Annotated in this window: 18 protein-coding genes and 1 pseudogene; 12 read left to right on the top strand and 7 right to left on the bottom strand. The window is 56.4% G+C overall.

Features of this window, described 5'->3' with window-relative positions; genetic code table 11:
* Nucleotides 1-9: 9 nt before the first annotated feature.
* A complete protein-coding gene (locus PR017_RS18575; RefSeq protein WP_111222253.1) occupies nucleotides 10-939 on the bottom strand; it encodes a dihydrodipicolinate synthase family protein in 930 nt (309 codons plus the stop codon).
* A 175-nt stretch (nucleotides 940-1114) separates the two neighbouring features.
* Between PR017_RS18575 and PR017_RS18570 the strand changes: the two genes are divergently transcribed.
* Nucleotides 1115-1783: a FadR/GntR family transcriptional regulator gene (locus PR017_RS18570; RefSeq protein WP_279619557.1), complete on the top strand. Its 669-nt coding sequence runs from the start codon at nucleotides 1115-1117 to the stop codon at nucleotides 1781-1783.
* An 80-nt stretch (nucleotides 1784-1863) separates the two neighbouring features.
* On the opposite strand, the pseudogene PR017_RS18565 reads toward PR017_RS18570, so the two are convergent.
* Nucleotides 1864-3115: pseudogene (locus tag PR017_RS18565) on the bottom strand (alpha-D-ribose 1-methylphosphonate 5-triphosphate diphosphatase).
* A 221-nt stretch (nucleotides 3116-3336) separates the two neighbouring features.
* The gene (locus tag PR017_RS18560) at nucleotides 3337-4260 is read right to left on the bottom strand and encodes an acyltransferase family protein (RefSeq protein WP_279619547.1); all 924 of its coding nucleotides are present in this window, start codon (nucleotides 4258-4260) and stop codon (nucleotides 3337-3339) included.
* 76 nt (nucleotides 4261-4336) lie between these two features.
* Here PR017_RS18560 and PR017_RS18555 point away from each other — a divergent pair, with 76 nt between their 5' ends.
* On the top strand, nucleotides 4337-5563 hold the full coding sequence (locus PR017_RS18555) for an IS701 family transposase (protein WP_111219125.1): 1227 nt from the start codon (nucleotides 4337-4339) through the stop codon (nucleotides 5561-5563).
* 103 nt (nucleotides 5564-5666) lie between these two features.
* On the opposite strand, the gene PR017_RS18550 is transcribed toward PR017_RS18555, so the two are convergent.
* A complete protein-coding gene (locus tag PR017_RS18550) occupies nucleotides 5667-5855 on the bottom strand; it encodes a hypothetical protein (protein WP_133255534.1) in 189 nt (62 codons plus the stop codon).
* A 437-nt stretch (nucleotides 5856-6292) separates the two neighbouring features.
* On the opposite strand from PR017_RS18550, the gene PR017_RS18545 reads away from it, so the two are divergent.
* Nucleotides 6293-8425: a putative bifunctional diguanylate cyclase/phosphodiesterase gene (locus PR017_RS18545; RefSeq protein ID WP_111215786.1), complete on the top strand. Its 2133-nt coding sequence runs from the start codon at nucleotides 6293-6295 to the stop codon at nucleotides 8423-8425.
* Nucleotides 8426-8607: 182 nt separating this feature from the next.
* Nucleotides 8608-9797, top strand: a protein-coding gene (locus PR017_RS18540; protein WP_111215788.1) for an IS3 family transposase whose coding sequence is annotated in 2 segments (ribosomal slippage) — nucleotides 8608-8857 and nucleotides 8857-9797 — 1191 coding nt in all. Because the reading frame shifts where the segments join, the coding sequence is not laid out codon by codon here.
* A 124-nt stretch (nucleotides 9798-9921) separates the two neighbouring features.
* Here PR017_RS18540 and PR017_RS18535 read toward each other — a convergent pair.
* Nucleotides 9922-11136 (bottom strand): LacI family DNA-binding transcriptional regulator, encoded by a 1215-nt coding sequence (locus PR017_RS18535; protein ID WP_240538810.1) that lies wholly within the window; start codon nucleotides 11134-11136, stop codon nucleotides 9922-9924.
* Between the two features lie 67 nt (nucleotides 11137-11203).
* Between PR017_RS18535 and PR017_RS18530 the strand changes: the two genes are divergently transcribed.
* From PR017_RS18530 to PR017_RS18500, 7 genes are all read left to right on the top strand, one after another.
* The gene (locus PR017_RS18530) at nucleotides 11204-12235 is read left to right on the top strand and encodes an ABC transporter permease (protein WP_111215789.1); all 1032 of its coding nucleotides are present in this window, start codon (nucleotides 11204-11206) and stop codon (nucleotides 12233-12235) included.
* Nucleotides 12236-12257: 22 nt separating this feature from the next.
* A complete protein-coding gene (locus PR017_RS18525) occupies nucleotides 12258-13265 on the top strand; it encodes a substrate-binding domain-containing protein (protein WP_111215791.1) in 1008 nt (335 codons plus the stop codon).
* Nucleotides 13266-13361: 96 nt separating this feature from the next.
* Entirely contained in the window at nucleotides 13362-14918 is a 1557-nt protein-coding gene (locus PR017_RS18520; protein ID WP_240538811.1) for a sugar ABC transporter ATP-binding protein, read from the top strand.
* A 38-nt stretch (nucleotides 14919-14956) separates the two neighbouring features.
* On the top strand, nucleotides 14957-15949 hold the full coding sequence (locus PR017_RS18515; protein ID WP_111215793.1) for an ABC transporter permease: 993 nt from the start codon (nucleotides 14957-14959) through the stop codon (nucleotides 15947-15949).
* 15 nt (nucleotides 15950-15964) lie between these two features.
* The gene (locus tag PR017_RS18510; protein ID WP_111215794.1) at nucleotides 15965-16966 is read left to right on the top strand and encodes a dihydroxyacetone kinase subunit DhaK; all 1002 of its coding nucleotides are present in this window, start codon (nucleotides 15965-15967) and stop codon (nucleotides 16964-16966) included.
* A 10-nt stretch (nucleotides 16967-16976) separates the two neighbouring features.
* The gene (locus PR017_RS18505) at nucleotides 16977-17615 is read left to right on the top strand and encodes a dihydroxyacetone kinase family protein (protein WP_111215796.1); all 639 of its coding nucleotides are present in this window, start codon (nucleotides 16977-16979) and stop codon (nucleotides 17613-17615) included.
* A gap of 176 nt (nucleotides 17616-17791) precedes the next feature.
* Nucleotides 17792-18847 (top strand): aldo/keto reductase, encoded by a 1056-nt coding sequence (locus PR017_RS18500; protein WP_111215798.1) that lies wholly within the window; start codon nucleotides 17792-17794, stop codon nucleotides 18845-18847.
* 336 nt (nucleotides 18848-19183) lie between these two features.
* On the opposite strand, the gene PR017_RS18495 is transcribed toward PR017_RS18500, so the two are convergent.
* Nucleotides 19184-21475 (bottom strand): putative bifunctional diguanylate cyclase/phosphodiesterase, encoded by a 2292-nt coding sequence (locus PR017_RS18495; protein WP_240538812.1) that lies wholly within the window; start codon nucleotides 21473-21475, stop codon nucleotides 19184-19186.
* Between the two features lie 181 nt (nucleotides 21476-21656).
* On the opposite strand from PR017_RS18495, the gene PR017_RS18490 reads away from it, so the two are divergent.
* Complete coding sequence (locus tag PR017_RS18490) at nucleotides 21657-22445, top strand: ABC transporter substrate-binding protein (RefSeq protein ID WP_240538813.1); 789 nt, start codon at nucleotides 21657-21659, stop codon at nucleotides 22443-22445.
* 268 nt (nucleotides 22446-22713) lie between these two features.
* Here the strand turns inward: PR017_RS18490 and PR017_RS18485 are convergent, their stop codons facing one another.
* Entirely contained in the window at nucleotides 22714-23028 is a 315-nt protein-coding gene (locus PR017_RS18485; RefSeq protein ID WP_111215803.1) for an addiction module antidote protein, read from the bottom strand.
* Nucleotides 23029-23053: the final 25 nt, after the last annotated feature.

Below are 23053 nucleotides of genomic sequence, written 5' to 3'. Positions count from 1 at the left end.
CGTTTGACGCTAGCTCGGCTGGGCGAGAGGCTGCGAAACCGGCCACTCGGACATTAGTGTCGAAAGCCTGCCGCTTGCCTCGGCCGTGAGGGGCCACGCAGCGGGAACACGCGGCGGGCCGCAATCCTGTCCGAGCAGCTTCAGCGCCGCCTTGACGACGGAGACGTTCGCACCATTGCGCTCCTCGGCCCGGAGGGCCTCAAAAGCTGACATGCCTCGGATCAGCCCATTGGCGCCACCAAAGTCGCCATTCTCCAGTGCGGTGTTGATGGCGACGGATCGTTCGGGCCAGACGTTGATCAATCCTGAGGTAAACCCGTGCGCGCCGACGGCGTAGAAAGCCGGCGCCCAGATTTCCGCAAGCCCGCCGACCCAAACGATGGACGGATCACCCGCCTGAATCGCTTCGCTCAGTCGAAGCGGAGACGCTGACGCCCATTTGACGCCGATGACGTTCGGGATCGCACACAGAGCCGCGATAGCATCCGGTCCTATTCCATCATCGCGAAGATAAAGGACAACGGGGAGACCCTGGCCCTCGTCCGCGATCTTCGCAACATAGGCAACAACGCCGCGGGGGGAGACGAAGGGATCCGGCGGTTGGTGCACCATCAGCGCAGAGGCACCCGCAATACGCGACGCTTTGGTCAGCGCCAGTGCATCCTGAATGCCGCGGCCGACGCCGGCGACGAGCGGTAGGCGACCGTCAACGATCTCGGCGCTCGCGTGCACCATCGCCTCGGCTTCAGCCGTTGTCAGAGAGTAGAACTCGCCGGTGTTGCCATTTGATACCAATGTGCCGACACCTGCCGCAACGGCTCGATCGATTATGGGTGTCAGACGCTGCGGCGCGACGCGGTCGTCGGCATCGAACGGCGTGACGAGAATGCCGGACACGCCGCAAAGCGCTTTGCTCAATGATGAGTTGACTTGTCCCATGGTGTTCTTCCATCTAATAATGCACGGCGAGTAGCTAATATGTAATTTATATTTACAAGTTAACGGACAAGTCAAGGGCGCAACGAATTATCGTATCGACACCGATCCGGGCGAAATGGGGAAACAGGTGGCAGCTCTAATTTTCACTCCACAGAAAAAAGAACGTTTGGGCGACATGCTTTACGGTCAGATTCTTGAGCAGATCGTTTCTGGTGTTTTACGCGAAGGCGATCGGCTGCCGTCGGAAAATCAGATGTGCCAGTCGTTCAACGTCTCTCGCCCTGTCGTTCGCCAGGCCCTGTTGCGTTTACAAGCTGATGGCCTCGTCGCATCCCGCCAGGGCGCCGGCACCTTCGTGCAGAAGCGCCCTCCGGCAGGCCTCACGCGTTTTGCCGAGCCGTCTGACGTCTCTGAAATGCTACGCTGTTTGGAGCTGCGGATGGCTGTTGAGGGCCAGGCCGCCGCATTGGCCGCACTCCGTCATACCGCTTCACAACTGTCCGACATTGAAAATGCCTTGAATGCCATTAAAACAGTGATGGATAAGGGCAATCTGGCGGTCTCCGCGGACTTCGCGTTCCATCATGCGGTTGCGGCTGCGAGTGGCAATGTTCTCTTCCTACAAGTCCTGCAGACACTGCACGGTCTCATCGAACGCGGAATGACTGTAGCGCTCAGTATCACGCGCGAGGGCACCCCGGAGCGTGCCAAGCGCGTATTCGACGAACACCATGCAATTTTCCGGGCGATTGAGCAGCGGGATATGCAAGGCGCCGAACTTGCCATGCGGTATCACCTGGACCGCCTGCGGCAGCGGGTAACCGACAGTCAGAGAGACCGCTAATCGTAAAATACTTGTGTTCCATAAATCGCCGTTACGCTATACACACAGCGCAAGTCCATTGTATCGTTAGAAAATTGCATTCAATTTAGGGACCGGCGGATACTCGCACAGTGATTTGCAGCTACCGCCAGGTACGCTTCCCGCCCGGCAACCCAGGTTCGGCGCACCGCCGGTGTCGCGCCATCCGGCCATTCGATGAGCACAAGATCGGCCTGCTTGCGTACCTCGATCGTTCCGCGATCGAGAAGCCCGGATGCCCGGGCGGGATTGCCGGCCACAAGCGGCCAGAGTTCGTGCAACTGCCCAACCCTATCGGCCTTCAACCGCGCCAGACCCAGGAGCATCGCCGGGTAGTAGTAGTCTGAAGCAAGGATGTCGCACAGGCCTTCGCGGATCATGTCGGCGGCGGCAATGGACGCCAGATGGCTGCCGCCGCGTGTCGCGTTCGGTGCACCAAAAACGATGTAGTCGCCGGCCTCGCGAGCCGCCCTTGCCACCCGGCGATGCATCGGAAACTCGCAGATCTGCGCACCACGCTCGCGATAGAAATCGCGTGTCTTGATCTGGCTGTCATCATGGGACAGCATTGGGGCGCCGGCAGTCCTACCGAGAGCAACTACTTCCTCGATGGCGGCCATAACCTGTGGTCGGCGCTCCCACATGCTCTTCGCCAGGCTAACCATGTCCGTCGCGGATATCTTCGCCCGCTTGGCGCGCTCACCCATCTTGTCGGCAAAGGCAGCCTTCGAGGTGTCGACGACCGGAAAGTCCGGATCGAGGTCAAACGGCCGTTCCTGTAACGGCAAGGAAGGATCAAGCATCAGCATCGACGTGTGATCGTTGAAAGCAATGGACGGTCGGCGCGGCCCCGAGAGCGCTTCGCGTATGAGTCCGATTGCCTCGAAGCAGAAGGTTTCCCAGCGCAGTTGCACGCGATTGTCGACTGTCGGGCGCGGGGCCAAACTTCAAGCGCGGAAACGACGGCGCGGCCGTTTTCTACTGAGCGTAAGCCCGGCTCCCAGCTCAATGTGAGAGCGTGAAAGGCAGTGGCTATCCCGTTCGACGCAAGCTGGCGGTCTGTTTCAAGAAGAGCTGCTTCGACCGGAAGCATGGTGCCGGGCCTGGGCATGAGCTGGCGCTCGAACGCGTCGCCATGGACGTCCACAAAGGCCGGTCCGAGAAGGTGACCACGACCATCGACCGACGTGGCCCTTCACGGGGGCCGTCGATTGCGGCGATCTGACCGTCCTCCAGGCGCACGGAAGCAGGTTCCAGGCGATCACCGAAAACCACGGTTGCGCCTTCGATGATTACTGCTGATTTCTCGGGCATTAGTCTCATTCCGTTCACAATGCAGAGGCATCACCGGCTCTTCTAGGTCACTCAATCCTGGGCTTTTACGTAGCCGATATGGCAGATTTAACAATTTCTGAACATGGTTGTCGGCCGTCCTTCGTGGCTCTCCTTTCGAGGACACGAAGTCCCTTAAGATCGCAAGTTTGAATTCCTGGCGCTATGGAGCGCTTGGACATGGTGTTCGCAATCAAAGGAATTTACGATGATGCAGAATGGTGCTTTCTGAGCGACAGGATGGGCTTCTCAATTAGGTGCCAGGACGCTGCAGCGACGCAGAGCACGCTGGTGCCCGCGATCAAGACCAACATGACAATACCGACTGCTGTTCCGACGAAGATCGGCGGTCCGGGCAGAATAGCGAGCTGGATGAGGTACACATGGTAGAGATAGACACCGTAGGAATAATCGCCGCTCTCCAAAATCTTCGGTAGCGTCAAGCGCGACAAACCTAAATATATGGTGATGTAGGCAAGGACAGGAAGCAGTATTAGTCGGTTTGCGACCCTTTCGGTTGCCCCCATGTCGAGCAGGAGCGCGGCCGCAAGTGCGATAACAGCGCAGGCACCAAACAGCATTCTGCTCATCGGGATCCTGTCACGCAACTGGTAGGCAAGGATGCCGCACAGGAAGGCAGTGATGAGCTGCGCACCACGACCGACGAAGAGTGTATGTAGGTCCAGGAGGTTCCCGGCCTCGGTAGGTGTGAAATGCTCGACCGCAAGGCCTGCGGTGACAAAGGCCGATAGCAGCAAGATGGTCGCCTGCGGTTGCCGCACCGCACCTGTGACAATCATGACCGGCACAATGGTGTAGCAGTTGATCTCCCAGGGAATGGTCCACAGCGCGCCGTTGACCTGCGGCACCGGTAGGCCTGTGAAAACACCTGGTAGTTCAAAATGCGCCGAGCCGATAATGTTCAGCATATAGGCGAAGAAGCCCGCATCGGTGAAATAAACGCCGGGTGGCAGCGTGGTGACGGCTGGGCCTATGACGAAGGCGCACACCAAAATGTCGACCACAAGCGCCGGAACGATGCGTAGGACGCGATTGAGGAGAAAAATTTCGAGACTGAGACGCTGGGCGCTACCGGTGATAAGAAAGCCGCTCAAGGCAAAAAACATCGGCACTAGCACTACTTTGGCAGATTCGGGCAAGCCTGGTTTGAGATGATTTGCGCTCTCACTTTTGGGGCGCGATATGGCGGATTGGGATATAGAGCTTTCAGCATTTTTGCAGCCGTTTCTGGAGAAGCTTGGACACAAGAAACGGCGACAGATGTGTCCACTTTATGTGTCGGGGCTTATCGGTCCCGGAGACCGCAAGAGTATTGAGCCGATGGCGGAACGGTTCGCTCCAGGCCAGTACGACCGTCTCCACCATTTCATTTCCGACGGCCTTTGGGATGCTGTTCCTCTTGAGGCCGAGCTCGCGCTGCAGGCGGACAGGATCGTTGGCGCATCCGATGCGTTTCTGGTGATTGATGACACCGGCCTGCCGAAGAAGGGGGATCATTCCGTCGGAGTAGCGCCGCAATACGCCTCGATGCTGGGCAAGAGAGCAAATTGCCAGACGCTGGTGTCAGTGACGCTTGCGCGAGACGAGGTGCCGGTCCCGGTTGGCCTGCGTCTGTTCCTGCCGGATAGCTGGATCGGTGATCAGGAGCGCATGGCGAAGGCTGGGGTCCCAGACGACATGCGGACCTCTCGCACGAAGCCGGAGATTGCTCTTGCCGAGATCGATCGGTTGATCGTGACCGGTGTCCGGTTTGGCACAGTGCTGGCTGACGCAGGTTACGGCCTGTCGGCTGCGTTCCGAAAGGGCTTAAGTGAACGTGGCCTCACTTGGGCGGTCGGTATCCCCAAGCATCAGAAGGTTTATCCCGATGATGTTGGATTGATCTTTTCCGTCTCCGGTCATGGCCGTCCTCGCAAACATTCGATCCCCGACACCCTTTCGGTTGCCGCCGAAACGATGTTGGCATCTGCAAGCTGGAAGAAGGTCAGTTGGCGCCGCGGCACAAAAGGTCGCCTGACCGCACGGTTTGCAGCATTGCGCATCCGGATCGCCGATGGCACGCCGCAGCGCATCTATGACAAGGGACAGCAGCACATGCCGGGCGAAGCGGCCTGGCTAGTTGGCGAATGGCGATCAAACGACGAGCGCAAATACTACCTGTCCAATTTGCCGGTCGATGCGACATTGAAAGTGCTGGCGGCCGCGATCAAGGCGAGATGGGTCTGCGAACAGGCGCATCAGCAGATGAAAGAGGAGCTCGGTCTCGATCACTTCGAGGGCCGATCGTGGCAAGGCCTACATCGGCACGCTCTGATGACGATGATCGCTTATGCTTTTCTCCAGCACCAGAGATTGCAAACTGCAAAGCGGGAAAAAAAAGAAGCGACGAGTTCGCTGTGGGCCGCCTGAACCGACCTTGCCAGCCGTCCGTCGAGCCGTGATCAATGCGCTTACTATACCGCCAGCACAGATCCGATGTCCGCACTGTCAACAACACTTTCATAGCAAAAATTCAATTCTGCCAAAGTAGTGCTAGGCTGTACTCAAGGAACCACAGCACCGGGCCGTGCGCCAATACCGAGTGACCGGAATTGGTCAAAACATGATAGAAAACAATGGAGAAAGCCAGCGAGATCCGCAAAAAATTGAAACCCGGCCCAAAGCCCCCATAGCCCGCCAGCATCGCCCCAAAGCTCTTCATCACACTCTCCGCAAACCGGACAAACTCTGGGTCCGCATCTGTCGGATTTACCATATGATGTGTTCTCAAATAGAAAGTAAGCGCGAAAGGTTGAAAGCGCGTTTAGAGAGTATTGTTTTTGGGAGGGAGGAGGATAAGCCTATTATTCGGAGTGAGAAGATCGATGCAGATAACCAATCATTTTCTGGACGAAAGGAGCCGACCGGCCATGGCTGCTTTCCCCATCGATTTTTTTCGACCCGCTTTTGAAACTCCTTGTGGGGTCCGTTCCCCGCGAAGGTACAGTCTCCATCGGCTGCTTAGCCTTCAGCAATTTATCAGATTTTAACCACAAGCGTAAGCCACATGATAATAACGCCGAGTTACTTTTCGAAGCTGAGGTAAACATCGCCTGTAAAAAATACGCTAAATCGTTTTAGGGTCTGAGGGAGAAACAGATGCCATCGAAGCAACACGGCCTTTCAAAGCGGTCCGTTGTTCTCTCTACTGTTTTGTTTGTTATGGTCCTTGTTACTCTCGGAGCGCTGGCAACAAACGTCATCACAACGATGCGCCGGTCGGCAGATATCCGTGATGACGAGCGTGCCTCCCGTGCCGCCCAATCCGCGATCCGATCTCTTAAAGACCGGGTTTCGATGACACTTTTAGACAATGCGGGCTCGAGTGATGCCTATCAAGTTTCGCAGACCGGCGAATTCTCTCGCTGGGCCCTTGAAAAATGGCGTGGAACGAGCGGAGCTTCCTCGATTTACGATGGAGCGGTTGTCACGACGCGCAGCGGTGCAACCGCGATGGCAAGCTACAAAGGCTCGGCCTTCGATCCGTCGGCCCGGTTCGGAAGTGCTCTCGAATCCCAAACTTCGGCGGCTCTTAAGAACGAAGGCAGACCACTCGTCGAATTTGTTAAGACGTGGGACGGCGTCGATATCCTTGCCTCCACTATAATACATCCAGATGGCGGTACGGCAGTCAGCATCCCCTATGCAGTTTTGTCGCTTTTTAGGCACGTTCGGGATTCCGACCTGGGCCTGCTTGCTGAGCAATATCAGCTTGAGGGCCTGCGCCTTTACGAGGAAGCGCCCCGCAATATGCTCGCCGTTGCACTGCGAAGCACTTCGGGCATGCCTGTTGCTTATCTGGGATGGAATAGACTGCGACCCGGTACGCGAGTTTATCAGGAGGTCAGAAATGACGTCCTAGCCGCCGGTATCATTTTGGTTGCTTTCCTTGTGTTGGTTGTAATTGCCGGGGGTGCAGAGTCCCGGCGGATGGCGAGAATGGCGAGGGTCGCCCGCTATGAAGCGAGCCACGATGGTCTTAGTGGCCTCTTAAACAGAAGTGGGCTTCTGGCGGATTTGGATAGAGAGCTTGTAAGAGGCGGCGATGTTACACTTCATCTTCTTGATTTAGACGGCTTTAAGGCAGTGAACGATACCTGGGGCCATCAGATCGGAGACGTCCTTATCCAAAGAGTGGCTGAGGTAATTTCTGGATGCCACCCGCAAATCGTGTCTGCCGCAAGATTAGGAGGCGACGAGTTTGCCCTTGTCCAGCGCGGGCAATGTTCTTCATCGGACTTCGGCGCTCGAGTGCTTTCGCTTTTCGAAAAGCCGTTCGAGATCGAAGGTCGAACAGTTGAGGTTGGCGTTAGCATTGGCAACGCGTCTTCCAGCGACGTCACCGAGCCGTTCGAATTGCTTCGTCGTGCCGACATGGCCCTCTATCGGGCGAAGCACGAAGGGAGGGGAAAGACGGTGGGTTATGAACCTGACCTTGACCGCGACCGAGAAGAAATGGCCGTGCTTGAGGCCGCGCTAAAACGCGCCGTTGCGGAAGGAGATATCACCGTCGCATATCAACCTCTAGTCGCGTCAGGGTCTGGAAAACTGAACGGAGTGGAAGCCCTTGCTCGATGGCAGCACCGGACAGGCGCTGTCAGTCCGGAAATTTTCATCCCGTTGGCAGAGCGTTCTGGTCTAATTGACCAACTTGGGATGTCGATACTACGGCAGTCCGTGAAGGCGGCGGCTGAATGGCCGGAGCTAGGGCTGTCCGTCAATGTTTCTCCTGTTCAAATTTGCAATCCTTCATTCGCACCCAGGATTGCCAGCCTTCTGAATGAGGAAAACTTTGAACCAAACCGGCTGACCCTAGAAATTACAGAGGGCGTTCTGATATCGAACCCGCACCAAGCGCAAAGGGCGATTGATGTTCTCAAGAAGATCGGCGTCCGGTTTGCTCTTGATGATTTCGGATGCGGTTACGCCAGTATAGGAGCGCTTAGACAGTTTGGCTTCGACAGCATGAAAATCGATCGGTCTTTGGTTTGGGCGGCCAACGACGGGCGTGGAAGGGACGTATTGAAGGCAACGATTGCGCTCGCCACTGCGTTATCAATCCCGGTTACGGCAGAGGGAATTGAAAACGAGGGGCAAGCAGACTTTCTGCGAGATGCCGGGTGTCATCAGCTTCAAGGATTTATGATGGGCCGTCCAATGTCCGCCGAAGACTTATCTTGTTTCAGAACTAACGAGAATGCGCGGGGTTCAAGCTCACCTACGGCTGCCTAACTCTCGGCTGAATAAGGAGCCAAGGTTAACGTCGAGTTGCATAAATTGGCGTCGCGCTAGTTCCTCGATCCATTGATTCGTAAACCGTTTTTGCCAAAGGAAGCCCGGTCATTGGTTTTGACCTTGCCCCGCTGAATTAATCCATTTTGAAGTAAGCTCTGGCCCATTGAGAGGACCAGAGGATGAAGCGCAACCGTTTTGCAGACGAACAGATCATCGGCATTTTGAAGGAGCATGAGGCAGGCACACCTGTCTCCGAGCTTTGCCGCAAGCATGGCGTCAGCGATGCCAGCATCTATAAATGGAAGGCGAAGTTCGGTGGCATGGAGATATCCGAGGCCAAGCGCCTGAAGACGCTTGAGGACGAGAACACGAAGCTGAAGCGGCTTCTGGCGGATGCGATGCTCGACAATGCTGCCTTGAAAGACCTTTTGGGAAAGAAGTGGTGACGCCCGCAGCCAAGCGAAAAGCTGTCGTGCATCTGATGAGCCATCATGAGATGAGCGAACGGCGGGCGTGTAAAGCCATTGGTCTTTGCCGAATGACGATCCGTTACGAAACCAGGCGCGACGACGACCAGGACCTTCGCGAGCGGATGAAGGCGTTGGCGCATGAACGCCGCCGCTTCGGATATCGACGCATTCATGTGCTGCTCCGGCGGGAGGGTCACGTTGTGAACCACAAGAGGCTCTTCCGGCTCTATCGGGAGGAGAAGCTGACTGTGCGCAAGCGCGGCGGTCGCAAGCGAGCGATTGGCACGCGAGCACCGATGCTGGTGCCGATGGCGGCCAATGATCGTTGGTCGCTGGACTTCGTGTCGGATCAGTTCACCGACGGGCGCAGGTTGCGGATTCTGACCGTCGTCGATGATTGCACGAGGGAGTGCCTGGCGCTCATTGCGGATACATCGCTTTCCGGTCTTCGCGTCGCACGGGAGCTTGACCGGATTATCGAGGGGCGCGGCAAGCCGAGGATGATCGTCAGTGACAACGGCAGCGAGTTCACCAGCAACGCGATCTTGCAATGGGCGGACAGAACCAAGATTGACTGGCATTACATTGCGCCTGGCAAGCCTATCCAGAATGCTTTTATCGAAAGCTTCAACGGGCGGCTGCGCGACGAGTTCTTGAATGAAACGCTGTTCTCGTCGCTTGCTCATGCCCGGTCTGCACTTTCAAACTGGCGTAGCGATTACAACGATCAACGCCCGCATTCAGGCCTTGGCTGGCTGACACCGGCCGAATTCGCCCGGACACTCAACCCGCGACGGGTTGCGGTGCTGCGCAGCCAAAATGGCTCCGCACCGCAACCCGCCGCTACCGACCCAACAACAGAAACCAAAAACCGCTGGAGCGAACTCAAAACTGGATAAAACTTGGGGGCAAGGTCAGTTCGATACGCGTCAAGGCGACGTATAGGGGCACGCCATAAGCGGAGATTATTTCCGTTCTTGTATGGGTGATGCAGGTTCGATACCCGTCAAGCGCAAACCACTTTCAAGTTTGGAAGTGCGCCTTCCGCGACGACGGCCTCATGTCAACCTTCTGATTTTCCTCCCTGGAATGGCTTTGCCGAAGTACTAATTCCGCGCCAACTTGAATTTTCACGAACGGCTGCGGCTCCGTGGACCTGATCAGGTCGTCGAGTACTGTGACTGCGAAATACCCGATTTTGCGCTTCGACACTTCGACAGTCGTCAGAGCAGGGTCAATAGTCGCGCTTTGTGGAAGGTTGTCGAATCCGATGACGGAAACATCGCCTGGGACTGAAACGCCGAATTCTTTAAGGGCGCGGATGAAACCAAAGGCAATGACGTCGTTTGTACAGAAGTAACATTCCGCTAGCTCGATGCCTGTCGCCAACAAGGCACGAGTATCGGCATAGGCGCCGGCGGGGGTTGATTCCACAGATAGGACATCCTGCTCGCGTGCCTTTAACCCAAGTCTGACCATGTTTTTGAAGAATGCATCGCGCCTCATCCGAAAATTGTGGGTGTCCACGTGGCTCGCGACAAACCCAATGCGTTCGAAGCCTTGCTGCCTGAACTGGGAGAGAGCCTTGAAGACGGCGTCCTCGTTGTTCATGTCGACAAAGTTAGCGTCCAAGACGTCGAAGAAGGTGTCTATGAAGACGGTTGGGACGCCTGCGCTCTGGATGAGCCTGATATCCTGCTCCGAAAGTTCGGTCCCCAGCGCTATGACCCCGCTGATAGGCGCGCCCATCAAGGTTTCCGCGATCGCACTGATGGACGTACCCTCGAACGACACGACTTCAAGCATGTAGCCCTTTCGGGTCGCTTCCGCCGACAGTCCGTCGATGTAGTCGGAGATAAAGACGCTGTGATCCCGGTTCACCGTGTGTCCATGTTTGGCAATCTTCAGGAATCGGAGCTTTTCCTTGGTTACCTCCTGGATTGGTTTGGCTGGACGCGGCACGTAATTCAATCGCTTGACGGCCTCAAGCACCTTGTCTCGGGTCTCATCTGAGATTCCGCCCTTGCCGTTCAAAACCAGCGATACGGTCGCAGGTGATACGCCAGCGGCCTCCGCAATGTCTCTGATTGTCCTGCGATTCGATGCCATCTCGATTCCCAAAAATAGTGACGACAATGCGCCACGATTTTGTTTAGTAAACATTGTGCGGAGCAGCAATCCATCGAATGCGACAAATGCACTAAAATTGAACATTTTGCGTAAAAATATCGCTTGCAAACCGAAAATCGCTTTGATAGCGTTTTACTAAAGATACTATTTGTTTAGTAAACATGGAGGGGAGGCCATGCGTAGCTCAAATGCCCAACTGTTGATGCTGGTCGTCATAAACGTCGCCCTCCTCGTCGTCGGCGCAGCCATATCGGGCGGCTCATATCTTTCGCTGTTCAATTTGCAGTCGATGGGCGGCCAGGTTCCGGAGATCGGCCTGCTGGCGATCGGCGTTATGCTGGCCATGTGCGCCGGGAACGGCGGCATCGACCTCTCCGGAATCGCACTTGCCAACCTATCCGGGGTTTTTTCGGCCGTGATCGTTTCGTCGTTTTGCTCGATAACGGACAACGAGCTGGCGTTCAGCCTCGCATTCATCGGCGTTGCCGTTGCGATCGGCGTGATCGGCGGCGCAATCAACGGCATCCTGATCGCCAAGCTGCACATCACGCCTATCCTCTGCACCCTTGGAACCCAGATGGCTTTCACAGGGCTGGCGGTTGTGGTGTCCGGCGGCAAAGCCGTGACGGTCGGAAGCCCTGATCTCCTCTCGAGGATCGGCAACGACATGATGCTCTCGGTCCCGATCAGCTTTCTCGTGTTTGCCTTCGTCGCGCTTGTCCTTGGAGCGGTGCTGCGGTTCACCCCGTTCGGCTCATGGCTGATGCTGACAGGCACAAATCCGACAGCAGCCGTTTATGCAGGCTTTCCTCGCGCCGGGATCTTGATCGGTACCTACACCTTGAGCGGAACGCTATCGGCACTGGCCGGGATCGTCATTGCTGCCCGCAACGTCAATGTGAAGTTCGACTATGGCAGTTCCTACCTGCTGATCGCAATTCTGATCGTCGTGATGGCGGGTGTGAAGCCAGAAGGCGGCCACGGTAAAGTCATTTCGGTCGTCCTCAGCGCTGTCGCGCTCCAGCTGATGTCGAGTTTGCTCAACTTCGGTGGCCTGTCGAATTTTCTCCGCGATTTCGCCTGGGGCCTGCTGCTCCTGCTGTTCCTTGCCGTCGGTCGCTACGATGTCGTCGGCTATCTCTCGCCCTCGAAAGGGCAGTTCAAACCTTCGTCGCCCGTCCCTCAGGCGCCGAGGCCTAACAACTGAGGGTTCATTTGTGGAGGAGAAAATGAAAACCATGTCAAAGCGCATTTTGATCGCAGGCGTTGCGGGTGCGCTGCTTAGCGGCGCCATCGGAGCTGTTATGGCTGCCGACAAGCCAGTCATCGTAACGGTCGTCAAGATCAGCGGTATTCCGTGGTTCGACCGTATGAGCACAGGCGTCGAAGCTTTCCAGAAGGCCAACCCGGACGTCGTTGCCAGCCAGAGCGGCCCACCGACCGCTGACGCCGCCCAGCAGCTACAAATCATCCAGGACCTGACGGCCAAGGGAGTCAATGCTCTCGCCGTCGTGCCGATGGACCCGGCCGTCATCGAAGGCGCCCTCAAGCGTGCGATGGATCGTGGGATCGTTGTCGTCACCCATGAGGCCGACAACGAGAAAAATACGCAGGCGGACGTGGAGGCGTTCGACAACGCGGACTACGGGACGGCTCTCAACGAGCGTCTCGCCCAATGCATGGGCCAGAAGGGCAAGTGGACGACATTTGTGGGCTCTGTGGGTAGCCGGACGCACATGCAGTGGGTCGGCGCAGGCGAAGCGAATGCTAAGAAGTATCCAGGCATGGAACTGGTCGATTCGAACAACGAATCCTTCGACGACGCCAATGGCACTTACGAAAAAGCCAAGGAAATCCTGCGCAAGCATCCTGATATCCGGGGCTTCCAGACGTCCGCTGGCAACGACGTTCTCGGTGTCGGTCGCGCCATCGACGAAGCTGGCCTGAGCGGAAAGATTTGCCTCGTCGGCACCGGACTGCCCAATCCATCCGCCGATCTTCTGGAAGCCGGAGCCATCACGGCAATCGGCTTCTGGGACCCGCAGAAGGCAGGGATGGCGATGAACTCGCTGGCCAAGCTCCTGCTGGAAAACAAGCAGATCACCGACGGGATGGATCTTGGCGTCGAAGGATACAACAAGGTCAAGGTCACCAAGGGTGCCGGCGACGGCCTGCTGGTGATCGGCAACGGCATGGTTCTGGTCGATAAGTCCAGCTACAAGCCGCACCTTTTCTAATCTCAGCAACTGGCGGGCGCCGCGATCCGTCGCGGCGCCGGCGGAGAAATGGTCGACACAGCCGTGCGACGACCGCGTTGATTGAGGATAATAGACGTGTCAGCGGACATCAACGAAGGCCAACTGGCTTCGAGCCGGTTCCTGGAACTTCGAAATATTCAGAAGTGGTTCGGTGGCGTGCACGCGCTCCGCGGCATCGACCTGACGATCGATCTTGGCGAGGCCTATCACCTGCTCGGCGAAAACGGCTGCGGCAAAAGTACCGTGATCAAGATCATGTCGGGTGCCATCTCGCCAAGCGTAGGGGAGATTATCCTTGAAGGCGCAGGCTTCCCGGCAATTACGCCGATCCAATCCCTGAGCCACGGCATCGAGACTGTCTATCAGGATTTGTCACTGCTGCCAAACCTTACGGTCGCCGAAAATGTGGCGCTCAGTGAGCAGCTTGTCTCCGGTCATGGTCGCCTGGCAAGACTGTTCGACCGCAAGCGGCTGATGGACACGGCAGTGACCGCGCTTGCGATAGCGGGCTTGCCCACAGACCGATCCTTTCTCAATACGATTGTCGCGGATCTTCCGCTGGCAAGCCGACAATTGGTGGCCATCGCGCGCGCCGTGGCGACCAATGCCAAGCTCGTGATCATGGACGAACCGACGACGTCCCTGACACGACGCGAGGTCGATAACCTCATCCGCGTCGTCGAGCGGCTGCGGCAGGAGAATGTCGCTGTCCTTTTCGTGACACATAAGCTCGACGAATGCTACCGGATCGGTGGCCAGGCGATTGTCTTTCGCGACGGTCAGTGCGTGGCAACGGGCCCCATCGCTCAATACACCAAGGCGCAGCTGTCCGAGCTGATGACAGGACGATCGATTGATTCCGATCGGTACAGACATGGCAGGCCCGGCGTGGAAATGGCACTGGCGGTGAAAGACCTCAGCGCTCCGGGTCTGGTCAACATGAGCTTCGAACTGCGAAAGGGCGAGATCCTCGGTATCACTGGTCTTGCGGACTCCGGCCGCAATGAACTCGCCATGGCCATCGCCGGCGTCAGGCCCGCCACGGGCGGAAGCATCCGGCTCGAAGGCGCAGAGGTGAAAATCCGTCGTCCGGTGGACGCGATCGACTACGGCATTGGCTACGTCCCGGAGGATCGTCTGGCGGAAGGGCTGTTTCTCGACAAGTCAATTCTCGACAACGAGATTGCCCTGATTCTGAGAAAGCTCAGCAACACGTTTGGCATCGTGAACCGCGGGAAGGGCCGGGCAATCGCCGGCAAGCTCTCGGAAGACATGCGTCTGAACACCAAGGATCTCGACTTGCCGGTCGGCTCTCTGTCGGGTGGCAACCAGCAGCGCGTCCTCATCGGACGCTGGCTCAGCATTAATCCGAAACTGCTGTTGCTCCACGGACCGACGGTCGGTGTCGACGTCGGCTCCAAGGATACCATTTACCGCGCAATTCAGAAGTTTGCGGAAGCCGGCATGGGGATCGTCATCGTCAGCGATGACCTTCCTGAGCTGTTGCAAAACACGGACCGGATACTCGTGATGCTGGATGGTCGACTCGTCCAGGAATTTGAAACGGAGCAGGCATCCGAGGATCAGCTCTATCAGGCCATGCTGGCCGTCAAGCCGGAGTTGGTGCATTGAGCGCGTCAGAGTCAGACAAATTCCCCCAGCCTCTCTCCATGTCCAGCCGCTTGAGCCTTGGTGATCTCGTTCGCAGACGGCCTGAAACGATCACCTTCATCATTCTTGTGACCATCTGCGTCGCAGTCTCGATCGCCAACCCCGCCTTTCTGCAGCCATCGACGTTGATCGATATCGGCCGTTCCAGCGTGGTGATGGGTCTCTTTGCGCTGGGTGTCTTCATCATCCTTGCGGCGGGTGGTATCGACGTCTCATTCACGGCGATCGCCGCCTTCACGATGTATTCCATGACCGTGCTGGTCCAGACCAAGTTGCCCGGCCTGCCTATCGCCGTGATCATGATTATCGCGACGGCTGGTGGTGCCGTGCTCGGATTGTTCAACGGCCTGCTTGTCCATCACCTGAAGGTTCCGTCGCTGATTGTCACCATCGGCACGCAATATCTGTTTCGCGGCTTCCTGCTCTCTTTCATCGGCACCGTGTGGATTATGTCGCTGCCGCCGCAAATGGGCGCCTTCGGTCGCCTGCCGCTGCTGCAGTTCGAGACGGCGAATGGGGCGACCGTAACGCTGCCATTCTACTTCCTCGCCCTGCCCATCGCCGCGCTGGTGACGTGGTGGATCCTGAACCGCACCTTGATGGGGCGGGCCATCTTCGCAGTCGGCGGCAATGCCAATATCGCGAGCCGCCTTGGCTACAACCTGAAGACCGTCCACCTCTTCCTGTTCGGATATGCGGGCGCGCTGGCCGGCCTCGCGGGCATCATCCATGTCTGCGCAAACCGCCAGGCGAACCCCTTCGATCTCGTCGGAACGGAAATCAACGTGATCGCTGCCGTCGTGCTGGGTGGCGCGAAGATCACGGGCGGCACCGGATCCGTGCTGGGCACGATCCTGGGCGTCCTCCTGATCGTCGTCATCAACAGTGTGTTGGTTCTCGTCGGCATCCCAAGCACCTGGCAGAGGCTTGTCGTCGGCGTGTTCATCCTTCTCGCGGCTGCATTCTTCGTGACACGCCAGCGCAAACGATAATTTCAGGAGAAAATCATGCGTAAGTTTTTGAATGACCCAGCCGACTTCGTCGATGAAATGCTCGATGGCATCTACCGCGCTCATCCGGAGGTGACTTTTGTCGCTGAGGATAAGCGCTGCATGGTGACGTCAAAGCCCAAGCCCGGCAAAGTCGGGATCGCCACAGGCGGCGGCTCCGGCCACCTCCCGCTTTTTCTCGGCTACATCGGTGACGGCATGCTCGACGGTGCAGGCGTCGGCGGTGTGTTTCAGTCGCCAAGTTCCGAGCAGATCTATCAGGTGACCAAAGCCATCGATCAGGGCGCTGGCGTGCTCTATATCTATGGCAACTACAGTGGCGACCTTATCAATTTCGACATGGCGGCGGAGCTTGCAGATCTGGATGACATTCGTGTCAGGCAGGTTGTCGGAAATGACGACGTAGCATCCTCGGTGGTTGGGGAGGAGCACAAGCGACGCGGCGTTGCTGGCGTGTACTTCGTCTACAAGGCCGCAGGTGCCGCCGCTGCTGAAGGAATGACACTCGATCAGGTCTACGAGGTCGCCGAAAAGGCGCGACTGCAGACGCGTACCATGGGCGTTGCGCTCTCCAGTTGCGTCGTCCCGGAAATCGGCCATGCAACCTTCTCCATCGGCGAAGACGAGATGGAGATCGGCATGGGCATCCATGGTGAACCCGGCATTCGCCGCACGAAGTTGGCGCCCGCCGACAGCGTAATCGACCAGATGATGGAGCGCATCTTCGCCGAACAGGACTATAAGCGCGGTGACGAAGTTGCGGTGCTGATGAACGGTTTGGGCGGTACGCCGTTGGAAGAGCTCTACATCATGTTCCGGCGCGTTTCACAGCTGATGGCAGGCCGCAGCGTCCAGATCAAGCACGTCTGGATAGGCGAGTTCGCCACGTCCATGGAGATGGCGGGCGCTTCCGTGTCCATCCTTCATCTCGACCCGGAACTTGATCGCCTGATGGCCGCGCCGGCCAACACCCCATTCTTCAAGCACATCGCTTCGTGAGGACATAACGATGGACGTCATATCTGCATCCAACCTCATCCGTCTTTTCGAAGCTTGGAAACAATTGTTTGTCGAACAGCGAGACTATCTCATATCACTCGATGGAAAGGTTGGTGACAGCGATCTTGGCATCACCATGAGCAAGTCGTTCACGGCTGCTGCCGAGGCGGTGGCATCTGAAGGAGCCGCAGCTGGGATTCCGAAGCTGCTGCGCACGGCAGGAGCGATCATGGCCCGCACGGCACCCTCGACCATGGGAACGCTGACTGCCACCGGATTTTTGAGAGCGAGCAAAGCGGTCGAGGGTGCGGAGGCGCTTGGCACGACCGAGATGGCAGCGTTTTGGGTCGCGTTCAAGGACGGGGTTGCCGAACGCGGCAAGGCCAAAGTTGGCGATAAGACGATAATGGATGTCCTGGCGCCTGTCGCAGCAAGTCTTCAGACCGCGGCAACGAGCGGGCTGGCGCTCCAAGAGGCGCTTTCCAACGCCGCCGCCGTCGCTTCAGGGGCATTGGAAGACACCAAATCCCTGGTCGCACAGCATGGCAAGGCGGCTGCCTTCCAGGAGAAAACAGTCGGCCTTCAGGACGCGGGAGCGACGGTCGGGGCGATGTTGATCGGCACGCTGAGCGATTTCGTTTCATCATAGAACGCGAGGTCGAAATCGACGCTCTCGTGCGGAATTCAGGTGCATTTGTGCGTGTCACCGACGGTGGATGAAGCATAGGCACTTGAGGACTTTAGCTTCGGGCGGAGCATGGCCGAGGACGAGTCATGATCGAAGCAATTGATACCTTGTAACTGCAACGCTTTGGGAGAAGAAGAATGGAGTATCGGCAGCTTGGCCGCTCGGGTCTGAAAGTATCTGCGATCACCATGGGGACGATGACCTTCGGAGGCGTCGGTTGGGCAAAAACCGTCGGCGATCTCGGAATTGACGAGGCGCGCCGCCTTGTCGACCTCTGCATCGATGCCGGTGTAAACCTCATTGACACCGCGGACGCATATTCCGACGGCCTCTGCGAAGAGATCCTCGGTGAAATCATCGGCGGACCGCGCAAGAATGGCGTTTTGATCGCCACCAAGGCACGGTTCCCGATGGGCAACGGGCCGAACAAAGCCGGACTTTCGCGCCAACACCTCATCAGGGCATGCGAAGATAGCCTGAGGCGCATGAAGACTGACGTGATTGATCTCTATCAGGTCCACGAGTGGGATGGCCTGACGCCCGTTGAGGAGACGATGGAAGCGCTCGATACCTTGGTGAGGCAGGGCAAGATTCGCTATATCGGTTGTTCGAACTTTTCCGGTTGGCACATCATGAAGGCGCTCGGCGTGTCCGAGCGTGATCACTACCAGCGCTTCGTGAGCCAGCAGATCCACTATACTCTGGAAACGCGTGACGCGGAGAATGAACTGGTTCCCATCAGCGTCGACCAAGGCCTCGGGATTCTGGTCTGGGCTCCGATCGCAGGCGGTCTTCTGTCTGGTAAACATCGCCGCAACCAGGCCACGCCGGAAGGCACTCGCCAATTTGCCGGGTGGACCGAACCACCAATCCGGGACGAGGTCAGGCTTTGGAACATCGTCGAGGCGCTCGTTGAGATTGGCGAGGGGAGAGGGTTGTCTGCTGCTCAGGTTGCCCTTGCCTGGCTGTTGGGCCGACCAGCGGTCACGTCGGTTATCGTCGGCGGCCGCACCGAAACCCAGTTCAGGGACAACTTGGCCTCCGTGGAACTCAAGCTCACGGATGAGGAGCTGTCAAAACTCGATCAGGTCAGCCTGCCATGGCTTCAGTATCCCTACTGGCACCAGAGAAACACGGCGTCGGATCGCCTTGGACCTGCCGATCTGAGCCTAATTGCGCCTTACCTTGTATGAGGCACTGCTGACGGAGGAACACCGAGTGATTAATCGCAAAGCGATTAGCCACTCGGTGCCATGGATTGGCCCCCCAGGCGAATTGGAGTCGGTCGGGAAGGGCAGAAGTTCCCTACACCAGTGTTGGTGGTTCGTCATGGATCGAGGGCAAAGCCGGTCGCCTGTTAGACTTTGACCATATCGCATATGGGTCGTGACCTGATGTGATGGACGGCCTCCGCTCCCGGCACCACAATGTGCCAATATGTGGGGTGTCGAACTCACATCAGGTCAGATCCCATCAGGACGTAGGATGCAATCTGTCTACAGGATTTGGCTACCACTTTGAAATAGCTGCTATTGTTGCGCTGCAAATTTCAATTGGCGACTTATCCGTGATCTGAAGTCATCCAAGGGTTCAGGCCTAGAAAACAAGAAACCCTGCAGATCGGTGCAGCCCACTGCGATCAAGAAGTCACGGTGACCCTGAGTTTCCACACCTTCCGCTGTTGTCGCCTTGCCCAAGGTACGGCTCAGGCTGACGATCGCGGATATGATAGCCGCACCCTCGGCACGCGTCCCGAGTAGCCTCACAAAGGATCTGTCGATTTTAATTCTGTCGATGTTAAATTGGATGACGTGGCTGAGTGACGAGAACCCTGTGCCGAAATCGTCAAGGGCTACACGAACACCGTGAGCCCGAAGCCGTGTTAGTGCGGCTAGAGCGTCCTCGTTGATGTTGAACAGCGTTGCTTCTGTCAACTCTAATTCCAGTCGGGATGGAGGTAAGCCTGTCACCGCGAGTATTTCCAGCACATGACGATCAAATTCGGGATGCCGCATTTGCGAAGGTGAAACGTTGACTGCGATGGATATCTCTGTTGGCCAGTTTGATGCGGCTTCAGCCGCCTCTCTCAACACCCATTCGCCGAGCTGATCGATGATACCGGCTTCTTCGGCGATCGAAATGAATTTGTCAGGCGTTAGCAGCCCATGCGTCGGGTGGTTCCACCGGACGAGCGCCTCGGCGCTTGAAAGCTCACCAATTTGGTCAGAACGATACACGCCCTGAAAATAGACCTCTAGATTGCCCCTATCGATGTCTTGCCCGCCGCTTTCCGCGGAGGCAGACGAACTGCCTTCCAGAACGATACGCAGATCGCGTTTGAGAGCCTCCCGTGCCTCGACTTTGCTGTCCATTGAATGATCATAGGAGACAGCTCTGGCTCGACCGGCTGTCTTCGCTTGGTAAAGCGCAACGTCGGCTCGGCGAAGGAGCTCATCGACCGTCCGTATGTCATCATCGAAGGTCGTAACGCCGATTGAGCCGCCTACGCGGACGACGATGTCGCCGCCGCGAAGCTGAAAGGGATCACTCAAGGCCCTTATGATTTTTTCACAAAACGCGATGTGATTATCTGTATCTCCTCCACACTCGGGCATTAGCAACGCAAACTCGTCTCCGCCAACGCGTGCGAGGGTGTCACTTGAATTTATCAGCTCGGAAATCTTTGTGACAACTGCGAGCAGAAGTTCGTCCCCGGTTGCGTGTCCGTATGTATCGTTTACCTGCTTGAATTTGTCCAAATCGATGAGTGCGATGGCAGCAGTGCTACGATCGGCCTTCATTGAGGCAAGACACTCCTCAAAGCGAGAGGCGAACAAAGCTCGATTGGGAAGTCCGGTCAAAACGTCGTGAAGCGAGAGATGCTTCGCATGGTGCTCGCTATCGCTTAACTCATTCAGGCTTCGGCGCAAGCGTGCCATCAATGCAAAAAACAAACCAGCGATCATCAATCCGGCAACAGAAAGTACTGGGATGAGACGACCCAGAACTCTTGACCCTGGCAAGTCCGGCTTCCAGATGATGAAGCCAATGGGCTCACCAGTTGCCGTCGCATTTATTTCGAAGGCAACCTCAGTAAGGTCCTGATCCGCACTACGCGCGTACCGGGCACCGGCCAACCCTTGTTCGCGACTGAGTGTGTCGAGTGTGACTCCATCAAGGAAACGAACGACCAAGAGATACAAATGTTCTACTTTTGCTACGCCCGCGGTCGACGACCTCAAGACGGGAATGGAGCCTACGACAGAAGGGCGGCCCTCAAGTCGCATTAAACCAACCCTGCCTGATGCAGCCAAGGGATCTTGTTGAGCAAGCCCTTTTTCAAGACCAATGATAAGCGGTTGAAGGAGCGGTCGCACCCACTTGAAACGGCGCGTCGCTTCTGGATCTGAGGTTAGGGCGAGTTCCCCCTTGGAGTTAGTCAGGAAAGCGGCATTGAAACCGAAGACTGTTGTCGCAATCCTTCCGAAGGTCTCTGCAGATGCGGGACTACTACCTTCACCAGCGAGACGGGTATCGCCGCTCGCTGAAGACGGATCTCCCACCAAAAAGGACGCGTAGCCAGCGCCGATCAGCTGCATTTCTTGAGAAACCCGCGTCACCTGATCACTCAAACGACCAGTGACGAGTTGCCGTTGACGATCAAGGGCTGCAGCATCGCTTTCCGAACCGGCCCAAACGGCAGCTAAGAATACAAGCCCTAGGATCCCGAGCGCGCTGACGGCAAGCAGAATCAATAGTGACCCAGATGATGTCTGCGTTACTCTGTATTTAATTAAATTTATTTTTGCATTGCCACGCACGCGACTCCCCCCAGTCGACATAACAGTGACTTGGATTGATTACGAATTACACTTCAATTCATGCTGAAATTAGCATGCACGAGGAAAATCTCCTTAATAGTTGCGTGATATGTATGCCTACCGCGATGTCAGGTCTTGGCAACACTGTCCGGCGCATCTGCATTGGTGAGATATGCATTTTATGAAAATCTTGCGGGTATTTATGTGTTTGATGTCGCTCGGATGTTTATTCACTGCGAGCGTTAGCCTCGCTGGAGAAAATTCAGATTCCAAAAGCATCAAGATCGCAGTGGAGGGTGCCTTTCCGCCGTTCAACTATGTTGATTCCAATAAACAACTTCAAGGTTTCGATGTAGATATTGGAAGAGCGCTCTGTAAGGTAGCTAACTTGAAGTGTGAGTTTGTTGTCCAAGAATGGACAACCATGATCCCTGACTTGCTAGCGGATCGCTTTGACGCAATTGTCTCGTCCATGTCGATGAGCGCTGAAAGACGAAAAAGCGTCGCATTCACCCAAAAATACTATGACAGCCCCTCGGTATTCATCGTTAAAAAAGGGAGCGATATTGCAGGTACAAGCATAGAGGACTTGAAGAAGCTCCGACTAGGCGTAACAGCGGCAACTTCACAAGAAGCTTATGCGAGACGGTTTTACGCGGGTGTGTCTACTGCTGAATTTCATGCATCCCCAGATCTTTACAAAGCTCTTGTCGACGGAAGTGTCGATATAATTATTGAGGATAAGCTGGCAATCTATGACTGGCTCGCAAACACAAAAGCGGGAAGTTGCTGCGAGTATAAAGGCTCCGATATTAAAAATACGGAGTATTTTGGCGATGGCGCGGGTATTGCAGTGCGCCCTTCCGACACGGAATTGCTGAAAAAGCTGAATTCGGCGCTTGAAGTAATCGAAGCGGACGACACGTACGATACTATTAATGCCAAATATTTCCCGTTCAGTATCCGATAACGCTGCCTGCAGAAAGCTTACTGGAAATACCAACGCATTTTGAAAGTTCGTATTGACGCGGAGACAGAGCCACAAAAATGTAGGCCGCTTATCACGACAAGCCCTTTGCCCGTTGGCGCGCGAAGCTGGGCCTGAGTTCTATAAATTGGCCTTACGCCGCCAAGGTTCTTTTCATCAATTACTTCGCTCATTCGAATAGTGTGTCGCCTGTTCGCATTCTATCAAGAGCTTAAACCATGGAGAAATGGCGGCCTCGCTCTGATGCCGTTCACTTCACCGCGGCGGTCGATCCGCTGTCGGATTTCAAAACGAGATTTAGCCTATAACCAAGTGCGTATGCTACCTTTGCGATTGTCCCAAACTCTGGATTGCCATCTCCACTTATTGCCCGGTAAAGAGCAGGTCGCGTAAGTCCGGTATTCCGAGAAAGATCGGACATGCCGCGCGCCCGCGCGACAACACCAAGAGCGCGAGCAATATGGTTTGCGTCTCCATCTTCGCTAGCAGCTAAAAGATATTCAGCAATCGCTTCCTCACTTCCAAGAAATTCGGCGGAGTCGTACTCAAATGTCTCAAGTTGCATGCGATTACTCCTTCAATTGTTGTGC

This window comes from Rhizobium tumorigenes (assembly GCF_003240565.2).
Classification (GTDB): domain Bacteria; phylum Pseudomonadota; class Alphaproteobacteria; order Rhizobiales; family Rhizobiaceae; genus Rhizobium; species Rhizobium tumorigenes.
This window is presented reverse-complemented; position numbering and strand designations above follow the sequence as displayed.

Bases quoted from the DNA above. Each gene is read 5' to 3' on its own strand.
- PR017_RS18575 (WP_111222253.1), bottom strand. From the start codon at position 939: ATGGGACAAGTCAACTCATCATTGAGCAAAGCGCTTTGCGGCGTGTCC.
- PR017_RS18570 (WP_279619557.1), top strand. From the start codon at position 1,115: ATGCTTTACGGTCAGATTCTTGAGCAGATCGTTTCTGGTGTTTTACGC.
- PR017_RS18560 (WP_279619547.1), bottom strand. From the start codon at position 4,260: ATGTTTTTTGCCTTGAGCGGCTTTCTTATCACCGGTAGCGCCCAGCGT.
- PR017_RS18555 (WP_111219125.1), top strand. From the start codon at position 4,337: ATGGCGGATTGGGATATAGAGCTTTCAGCATTTTTGCAGCCGTTTCTG.
- PR017_RS18550 (WP_133255534.1), bottom strand. From the start codon at position 5,855: ATGAAGAGCTTTGGGGCGATGCTGGCGGGCTATGGGGGCTTTGGGCCG.
- PR017_RS18545 (WP_111215786.1), top strand. From the start codon at position 6,293: ATGCCATCGAAGCAACACGGCCTTTCAAAGCGGTCCGTTGTTCTCTCT.
- PR017_RS18530 (WP_111215789.1), top strand. From the start codon at position 11,204: ATGCGTAGCTCAAATGCCCAACTGTTGATGCTGGTCGTCATAAACGTC.
- PR017_RS18525 (WP_111215791.1), top strand. From the start codon at position 12,258: ATGAAAACCATGTCAAAGCGCATTTTGATCGCAGGCGTTGCGGGTGCG.
- PR017_RS18515 (WP_111215793.1), top strand. From the start codon at position 14,957: ATGTCCAGCCGCTTGAGCCTTGGTGATCTCGTTCGCAGACGGCCTGAA.
- PR017_RS18510 (WP_111215794.1), top strand. From the start codon at position 15,965: ATGCGTAAGTTTTTGAATGACCCAGCCGACTTCGTCGATGAAATGCTC.
- PR017_RS18505 (WP_111215796.1), top strand. From the start codon at position 16,977: ATGGACGTCATATCTGCATCCAACCTCATCCGTCTTTTCGAAGCTTGG.
- PR017_RS18500 (WP_111215798.1), top strand. From the start codon at position 17,792: ATGGAGTATCGGCAGCTTGGCCGCTCGGGTCTGAAAGTATCTGCGATC.
- PR017_RS18490 (WP_240538813.1), top strand. From the start codon at position 21,657: ATGAAAATCTTGCGGGTATTTATGTGTTTGATGTCGCTCGGATGTTTA.
- PR017_RS18485 (WP_111215803.1), bottom strand. From the start codon at position 23,028: ATGCAACTTGAGACATTTGAGTACGACTCCGCCGAATTTCTTGGAAGT.